A 4,024-nucleotide genomic window follows, 5' to 3' on the forward strand; every position below is an offset into this window, starting at 1 on the left:
CGCCCGCCCTCACCGTCTGGCCCTTGCCTGCCGTCGGGCCCGAACGCACCAGCTCGGATGCCTTCCATGCCTCGACGTACTCGGTCGCGCATTCGACCATGTACTTGCCGATCTTGGCGTAGTCGGCGTCGTCCAGGTTGGCCAGCGAAATGCGGATCGACCACGGCGGTCCGCCGAACCCGCCCCCGTCCATCAGCACCACGCCGGACTTCTCCGCCAGGCGGAACAGGAAGTCCACGGGCTCGTAGTTGGTGGTCATGTACTTGCAGAAGGCATCGCCATACATGATCTTGGCCCAGACCATGAAGTCCAGTTCCACGTAGTACCAGCCGCGCATCGGATCTTCCGGCGGCAGCGGGATGCCCAGCCCGCTCCACAGCGCATCGCGCCGTGCGCGCACGATCTCCATGGTCAGATGCTTGTAGGCATCCTTCAGGTCCAGCAGGTGCGACAACGCGAAGAACCCCATCTGCACCTGTTGGGGCAAGGAGAGCCCAGCCGTGTGGTTCAGCGCCACGTTGCGGCTGTCGGCCACCATGCGGTCGATGAACTTGAGCTTTTCAGGCTCCATCGTCATGGCGCCGTAGCGCTTGTTCAGGCGCTGCTTCCACGACGCCGGCAGCTCGGCGATGCGGCGATCCATCGTGTTCTTCTCGTGGATGGCGATCACGCCCAGGCGCCAGCCCGTGCACCCGAAGTTCTTCGAGAAGGAATACACGCAGATGGTGTTGTGCGGCACCTCGGCCATCAGCGAACGGAAATTCGGCACGAAGGTGCCGTAGACGTCGTCGGTCACCAGCACCAGGTCCGGGTTCTTGCGGATCAGGCGCACGATCTGCTTCATCTCGACCGGGCTGAACGCGACCGACGGAGGATTGCTCGGGTTCACCGTGACCGCCAGCTTGATCTTGGGGTTCTCCAGCTTGGCGATCTCGCTGGCCGGATAGTGCCAGTCGTGCGTGCCGTCGGCGCGCAGGCTGCTGGCGTTGATGGCCACGATCTTGAACTGGAAGCGCTCCAGGTGCGCGATCTCGATATAGGGCGTGAAGGTCGGCAGGAACAGCGCGATGGTGTCGCCCTGCTTGAGCAGGCCGTTCTGCATCAGCGAGTCGAAGATGTAGCACATGGCGGCCGTGCCGCCTTCGACCGGGAACAGGTCGAACTTGCCCTTGGGCGGGCGGCCGTCGCACATTTCCTTGACCAGGTAGTCGTGGACGATCTGCTCGATGTGGACCAGCGCGCGCGGCGGCACGGGATAGTTGTCGCCGATGATGCTGTCGGTCAGCTCGTGGATCCACTCGTCGGGATCGAAGCTCTTGATCTTCACGCCGTATTCGAGCACGCCCACCAGGAAGTCGTAGCCGTCCTCGCCCTTGTGCTTGGACAGGAATTTGCGCAGGCGGTCGGCGCAGCCTTTCTTGGCCGGCATGCCCGCCAGGATGGCATCGTCGCGCACGCGGCGCGCCTCCTTCATGGCGAACTGGCCAAGCAGGAAGAAGGCGTCGCGCGGCTCGGTGGCGATCCAGTTGGGATTGCCGCGGCCGGCGTTCAACATGGTTAACGCGGCGGTCTGCTGGTTTTCCTTGGCCAGCGTGATCAGATAATCCTTCAGTTCGAAGGGCGACAACTGTTCAAGGTCGCGCTGGCGCGACCGCGTCGTTTTCAGGGCCGAGGCCAGGCTGACGGTAAGGGGCGTGGTGGAAGCCATTATTCAGTACTCCTGGTTTGCGTTTTGACAAGCGCTTGCCGGGGCGGTGCGGGCGGGCACGCCCGCCGCCCCGATGTGCTGCCCGCAAGCCATGCGGCTCGCGGGGCGTCCCACTAGGTCATGAGCAACACAATGACAATCCCCCAGATGATGAGCAGGGTATTGCCGATGGCGTAAGGCACCGTGTAGCCCAGGGCGGGCACCTGGCTTTTCGCCGTTTCGGTGATCTGGCCGATCGCGGCCGTCGTGGTGCGGGCGCCGGCGCAGACGCCCAGCACGATGGCCGGATGGAATTTGAAGACATACCGGGCGATATACACCCCCAGGATCATCGGCACGCTGGTTGCGATGATGCCGGCCACGAACAGCTTGGCCCCGAGCTGCTGGAAGCCCTGCACGAAGCCTGGCCCCGAGGTGATGCCGACCACCGCCACGAAGGCGGTCAACCCCACGGATGTCAGGAACCAGTGCACGGGCTCCGGCACGCGGCCGAAGGTGGGGTGCACCGAACGCAGGTAGCCGAAAATCAGGCCGGAGATCAGCGCGCCGCCGGAGGTCGACAACGTGATGGGGATGCCGCCTACCGTCAGCACGAGGGTGCCGAACAGGCCGCCCAGCAAGATGCCGAAGCCCACGAACACCATGTCGGTCTGATTGGTGGCGCGGTCGACGTAGCCCAGCTTGTCTATCACCCGTTCAACGTCGCGCTTGGCGCCCAGCACGAAAAGGCGGTCGCCCCGATCCAGCTTCAGGCCCCAATTGACCGGCATCTCATGGCCGCCACGGACGACCTTGCGCAAGAAGACGCCGCGGCCCAGCTGGCGCACGGTCTCGTTTTCCGCAAGTTCCTTGAGCGTCTTGCCCGCCACGTTCTTGTTGGTCAGCACCACCTCGACGATCTCGGCGGGCAGGCTCAGCAAATCGCGGTCTTCGACTTCGGTTCCGATGATGCCGGACGCCTGAAGGACCAGCGCGTCATGCCGACCGGTCACGCACAGCACGTCGCCGGCCTCCAGCACGGTGGTCGAGTCGTTGTCCAGGACCTGGTCGCCGCGGCGGATCCGCTCGATGAAGACGCGGGCTTCGACGAACTTCGATTCCAGCTCGCCGACCGTCTTGCCGACATGCTCGACGTGATCCAGGCGATAGGCGCGCGCCGTGAACTTGCGGTAGCCGGACAGCTCCATGGAATCCGATGCCCCGGACATCTTGGCTTCGTATTCCTTGCACTCCTTCACGATGTCCACGCCCATCAGCTTCGGGCCCAGCGAGGCCAACAGCCATGCGCTGCCCACCGTGCCGAAGATGTAGCAGACGGCATAGGCAACCGGGATGCTGTCGATCCATTGCTTCTTGGTCGCCGCATCCACGCTCAGGCCATTGATCGTGTCGGTTGCCACCCCCATCACCGCGGAAATGGTCTGCGCCCCCGACAGCAGGCCAGCGCCGGTGCCGGCGTCAAAGCCGAAGCCCACGGCGGTTGCCCAGGTGACCAGCAGGCAAATCACGCAAATGATGACCGCAAAGATGACCTGGGGAAGGCCATCGCTTTTCATGCCGCGGAAGAATTGTGGCCCGACGCCGTAGCCAAGACCAAAGAGAAAGAGCAGGAAGAACACCTGCTTCAGAATCGGGGCGATGGTGATGTCGAGTTGACCGACCAGCACGCCCACCAGCAATGTACCCGTTACCGCGCCTAGATTAAAACCGAAGAGCTTTTTGGCGCCGATCCAATAACCCAATCCCAGGGTCAGGAAAACCGCTAATTCAGGGTATTTCCGCAATGTGTCAAAGAACCATTCCATCCCGAATCTCCTTCGTTCTGTACAGGTCGAGCACGTGCGCGAACAATCCTGCTGCGCGCGGAACACATTATCAGAATCTTTCAGAAATTCAAAAGAAATACTACAGCCATAACAAAGGGACGCAGATTATCGGGAACCAAAAAAAAACCGCAGGCTCACCGCCTGCGGTTTTTTATACGACGTGACCGGGTGGTTTACAGCGCGCCGGTCAATTCAGGCACGACCTGGAACAAATCGCCCACCAGGCCATAATCCGCCACGCCAAAAATCGGCGCTTCCGGATCCTTGTTGATGGCGACGATGACCTTGGAATCCTTCATGCCGGCCAGATGCTGGATGGCGCCCGAGATACCAACCGCCACGTATAGCTGCGGCGCAACAATCTTGCCCGTCTGGCCAACCTGCCAATCGTTCGGCGCGTAGCCGGCGTCCACGGCGGCACGCGATGCGCCCAGTGCGGCGCCCAGCTTGTCGGCCAGCGGGTCCAGGATCTTGAAGTTCTCGGCGCTGC

General features: G+C 62.5%; 3 protein-coding genes. All 3 read right to left on the bottom strand.

Annotated elements, in window-relative coordinates:
• Window positions 1–1,708: bifunctional aspartate transaminase/aspartate 4-decarboxylase (locus ACO6D5_RS08490; protein WP_485825116.1), on the bottom strand; the 1,708-nt coding region annotated here is incomplete at its 3' end.
• Between the two features lie 113 nt (window positions 1,709–1,821).
• Window positions 1,822–3,513 (bottom strand): aspartate-alanine antiporter, encoded by a 1,692-nt coding sequence (gene aspT, locus ACO6D5_RS08495; protein WP_485825117.1) that lies wholly within the window; start codon window positions 3,511–3,513, stop codon window positions 1,822–1,824.
• Between the two features lie 194 nt (window positions 3,514–3,707).
• The coding region (locus tag ACO6D5_RS08500; RefSeq protein ID WP_049054014.1) for an electron transfer flavoprotein subunit alpha/FixB family protein at window positions 3,708–4,024 on the bottom strand (317 nt) is incomplete at its 5' end.

The organism is Achromobacter sp. (assembly GCF_057314935.1).

Coding starts and splice junctions, on each gene's coding strand:
- aspT (WP_485825117.1), bottom strand. CDS start 3,513: ATGGAATGGTTCTTTGACACATTGCGGAAATACCCTGAATTAGCGGTT.